Here is a 3928-nt window from a genome sequence, read left to right on the forward strand (position 1 = left end):
AAGCGCCGATTTTCTCGGTGGCCGATTACGGTCTGGTGGGCGATCTGTTCACCGTCGTGCCGGAACTCACGGGCGCGTTGTAAGCACATCGACGTCTCGATGATCGAGTCAAGAACAAGGCTGCGGAGTGGAGCGCGCAGCTGATTCTCCTGGAACATTGGACTGCAAGCGCCAGGTACTCGAATCCGGGCAGACGCCGTGCGGCGTGCCTCGCCACGAATCAACGTATGGGCGCATGGGCACCAAACTTGCGTTGCACGTATGCGCCGACCACCGGTCTCGTAACAGGTAAGCGTGCTTCCTCGCCCGGATCCTGACACGTGTGAACAGAAAAACGCCTCGACGGCCACTGAGCCGTCGAGGCGTTGCAAAGGTGGTGAAGGTGGTGAAGGTGGTGAAGGTGGTGAAGGTGGTGAAGGTGGTGAGGGTCACTTCGCGCAGTTGAACCGAGACGCTTGCGATCCCGGGAATGCGCGAGAGCCGTTCCCCTGACATTACAACGGCGGAACCACGCCGTCCTTTTCAACGAACAAGACCTGCGCCTCGATCATCCCTTGCCCACGCACCAGCGCCACCATCACAACCTTTTTCCCCGGGACGAGATCGGATTGCGTCGCCGGTGCAAAGGTCACGACAGGCACATTCGCGGGCACGTGGATCGTGTTTCCTCCGCCCTTGTACGAGACTGTCATTTCTTGACCGTTGTTGCCGGAGACGATCGTCTCGACGTTGGCGTTCGTCATCGTACTCGTCGGACCGAAGTCATAACGGAAATGCCCCTCCTTCGTTCCTCGCGCAGACTCGGGAAACACGAGCACGGCGCTCGCCACCATTTTTCCATCTTTGTGCGATGTCGCAGGCAAACCAACATAGGTTCCCACCTTGACGTCGGAGAGTGGAATTCGCTTAAGCGCGGATAAGGTCGCGCCGGGTCCGACCTGTACAGCGACCGTTTGCCCACCGGGCCGATGCACTTTCAGCACATCGCCACCGAACGAAACGATATCCCCGCGAATGCGCTCCACCTGCGGCGCCTGAGCGAAGACCGAGCCGGACACGGCGAACGCGGCAAACACGCACCACCACTTCCTGAGCATGGACATGACAACCTCCTTTATTGATGTGACGAGACAAGGCGCAGTCAGGCGAATCAGCGGACTTGCCGCGCTGCCGCAATGATCGCTGCGGCAACCTCGTCAGGCTGCGAGACCATCGGAACATGACTCGTCTCCAGAGAAAAAACCTTCGCGCCCATTTGCTTCGCCAGCCGTGCCTGTAGTTCCGGCGGCACAACGTGATCCTTCGTCGTCAGCACGTACCAAGACGGCTTTTCATGCCATGCCGCATGCTCGATCTTTTCCGTGACGCACCCTGAGTACCAAGGCCCCTGCGTTGCGGCGAGCCATCGGGCTTCGTCAGGCGTTACGTCCTGAGCAAACTCCTCGGCGATCGCTTTGTCGGACAGCGTCAGATAGCCCGCGGAATCCTTGTGTATTTCAGCGGCCCAGGCGGGTGCGGGCACGTCTTTCTTCATTTCATTTGACGACTGTCCGCTATCGGGCGCGAACGCCGCGACATACACGAGCGCCTTCACCTGATCGTCGTTGCCCGCTTGCGTGATCACCGATCCTGCCCAGGAGTGCCCGACCAGAATCACCGGCCCCTTTTGGCGGTGAATTGCGCGCGTTGCCGCCGCGACGTCATCGGTAAGCGACGTCAAAGGATTTTGCACCGATGTGACGTGCAACCCTTTCTGCTGCAGCAGCGGGATCACCTTTGCCCAGCTCGACCCGTCCGCAAACGCGCCGTGAACCAAAACGACGTTTTTTCCAACCAGATCGGCGTCCGGCGCCGCTTGCGCAGACGCGGCGAATGCGAGTGCTCCGGCCACCGCCAACGACAATTGCTTAAGGATGTTCAAAGTCATGTCTCTACAAAAAATAGTGATTGCGATGGCGAGCCAAGGCTTGCACCATCGGGATTGCCCATCGGTTCGCGGCATGCGAACGCGCTGTGCTTGCCAACTACTGCAATATTCCTCCGGTCAGGAAGGCCCCGAGTCCGGAGACGGAATGCGCTTAACACGGTCGCTCAAGCTCGCGTGCCGCCATCGCCGCGGCACGTTCGCACGCGGCTTGCCTGCCGATCCTGTCCGTCTGCGCACCGAGAAGCGTCTTCTCCACAACGATCGATTCGATATCCGTGACGCCGATAAACCTCAGCCACGCGTCGAGGAACGGTTGCTGAAAATCGGGCATGCCGGCTGGCGTGGCGGCATCCGTTGCGTAACGCAATCCTTTGGCGTAGACGACGACTGCTTTTTTGCCCGTCAAAAGGCCGGTAAGACCACGTTCGTCGTACGAGAACAGGAGACCTCGATGCGACACCACGTCGATGAAATGCTTCAGCTTGTACGGGACCGAGAAATTCCACATCGGCACCGAGAACATCAGGACGTCTGCGTTGTGCAAGCGTTGCGAAATTTGGCGAAAAACGTCCCAGGCTCGCTTTTGGGCGTCATTGAGCGATGCGCCTTCGAGGTCTGCGTACTTGGCCTCGAGCGCGTCGCCGTCGAGCTGGGGCAACTCGGCAGCCCAGAGATCGAGCACCTCGACATGCCGATCGGGGCCGGCGTTACGCCACGCGTCCATATACGATGTGGCCACCTCGATGGACGCTGAGCGCTTTTTACGCGGAGAAGATTCGATATGTAACAGGGTCGGCAAGGTACGACTCCCACACAGGTGAATGAGTCGTCATCAAAACATAGTTAGATTCGAAATAAAAACGAAGTATCATCGCGATATTCATGACGAATCGCACTGTGTGCGAGGTGCCCTTGTGTTTGAAACCGTCTTACTCCGCTCCTTTGCCACGGTGGTTCAGGAAGGCAGTTTCACGCAGGCAGCGGTACGTCTGAACCTGACGCAATCGGCGGTGAGCGCACATTTACGGCGTCTCGAGCAGCAAGTGGGGCACGATCTGCTCGCACGCACGACGCGCTCGGTCACGCTGACGGCCGATGGTGAGACGTTGCTCGGTTATGCCCGCGCGATCCTGGCGCTCAATCGTGAGGCGCGTGCGCAATTGCTGCGCGGCCCCAAAGCGGGCACGGTCCGCATCGGCGTTTCCGAGGACCTTGCCAACGTCAGGCTGATGAACGTCATGCAAGCGTTTGCGGCACGCCATCCCCGTGTTGCGTTCAGCATCAGGGTCGGCATACCCGGCGATTTGCTTCAATCGATGGATGACAACGACATCGATATCGTCGTGGGTGGTCGCTGCCAGGATGTGCAGCCGGCACGCGTGCTGTGGCGGGAGCCGTTGATCTGGGCTGGTGCGGACTGGATGTCGATCTCGCCAAACTTGCCGGTGCCAGTTGCCTTGCATCCCGAGCCCTGCCCGTACCGGGAAGCGGCGCTCACAGCGCTTGCCAAAGCGGAAGTCGACTATCGAATCGTTATGGTGTGCCCGAGTGGCACAGGCCTGAGTGCCGCGGCGCAAGCCGGTTTCGCGTTCGCGCCGATGGCGCACTCGCTGCTCTCGCACGGCTTGCGGGTAATTTCGCCTGACGAAGGCCTTCCGGCATTGCCCGATGTCGAGTTCACGCTGTTCAGCGCCCCCGGCCCGTCAGAAGAGGTGGCGGATCAACTAGGTGACGCAATTGCGCTCGCTTTCGGCCATCAGGCCTAGATCTGATCGCGTCGACCCGGAGGGGTTGTGCCTGGCGACGTCTCCCCCAATTGAGGCACCCCGCGCAGGTCAAGGTGTTCGAGTATTTCGACTCTCCTTACTTAAAGTCTTTGCTAAATCGAAAGCAATACCAACGCACTAAGGTCTCAGTGGTAGCATGACATGCCCCCTTCAATCGGGCCAATGGGCTTCTAGCAAAGTCCCTTTAAACCAACTCCTGGAAAGCGGTAGGAGC

General features: G+C 59.4%; 4 protein-coding genes. 1 reads left to right on the forward strand and 3 read right to left on the reverse strand.

Features of this window, described 5'->3' with window-relative positions; genetic code table 11:
- Positions 1-494: 494 nt before the first annotated feature.
- From PAN31108_RS26105 to PAN31108_RS26115, 3 genes are all read right to left on the reverse strand, one after another.
- Entirely contained in the window at positions 495-1103 is a 609-nt protein-coding gene (locus PAN31108_RS26105; RefSeq protein WP_150671643.1) for a hypothetical protein, read from the reverse strand.
- Positions 1104-1150: 47 nt separating this feature from the next.
- Positions 1151-1927 carry an alpha/beta fold hydrolase gene (locus PAN31108_RS26110; protein WP_150671644.1) on the reverse strand — a complete coding sequence of 259 codons (777 nt, stop codon included), beginning with the start codon at positions 1925-1927 and terminating at the stop codon, positions 1151-1153.
- A 151-nt stretch (positions 1928-2078) separates the two neighbouring features.
- The gene (locus PAN31108_RS26115; RefSeq protein ID WP_150671645.1) at positions 2079-2726 is read right to left on the reverse strand and encodes an FMN-dependent NADH-azoreductase; all 648 of its coding nucleotides are present in this window, start codon (positions 2724-2726) and stop codon (positions 2079-2081) included.
- A gap of 115 nt (positions 2727-2841) precedes the next feature.
- Between PAN31108_RS26115 and PAN31108_RS26120 the strand changes: the two genes are divergently transcribed.
- Positions 2842-3693, forward strand: coding sequence for a LysR family transcriptional regulator (locus PAN31108_RS26120; protein WP_150671646.1), 852 nt, complete (start codon positions 2842-2844; stop codon positions 3691-3693).
- Positions 3694-3928 lie beyond the last annotated feature (235 nt).

It is taken from the genome of Pandoraea anhela, from assembly GCF_902459655.1.
Classification (GTDB): Bacteria; Pseudomonadota; Gammaproteobacteria; order Burkholderiales; family Burkholderiaceae; genus Pandoraea; species Pandoraea anhela.